This is a genomic window from Cupriavidus sp. 01L43, assembly GCF_056399925.1.
The window spans coordinates 1-380 of the sequence record NZ_JBFTSH010000064.1 but is presented as its reverse complement, the minus strand read 5'-3'; the positions used below and the strand labels follow the sequence as shown (position 1 = coordinate 380).

General features: G+C 55.0%; 2 rRNA genes. Both read right to left on the bottom strand.

The features are described from left to right. Positions 1-10: 10 nt before the first annotated feature. Positions 11-124: ribosomal RNA gene (gene rrf / locus AC1DP9_RS27795) — 5S ribosomal RNA — on the bottom strand. A gap of 125 nt (positions 125-249) precedes the next feature. Further along, a 23S ribosomal RNA gene (locus AC1DP9_RS27790) occupies positions 250-380 on the bottom strand; the annotation flags it as partial.

The window sequence follows — 380 nt, the reverse complement described above, 5'->3', positions numbered from 1 at the left end:
GGGTATAAGAGCCTGGCGATGACCTACTTTCACACGGGTAGTCCGCACTATCATCGGCGCAAAGTCGTTTCACGGTCCTGTTCGGGATGGGAAGGGGTGGTTCCGACTCGCTATGGTCACCAGGCATGAGGGGTTGCCGCGCTGACGCAGGTCAGCACGGCGAATCTGGGAGTAGTAAAGATTGGTTGTGTTTGTACCATCGTGGCACAAGGCGGCGAACCGCTACACCAGGCAAGACACACTGGTTATAGGATCAAGCCTTACGGGCAATTAGTACTGGTTAGCTTAACGCATTACTGCGCTTCCACACCCAGCCTATCAACGTCCTGGTCTCGAACGACCCTTCAAGGAGGTCAAGCCTCCAGGGAATCCTCATCTTC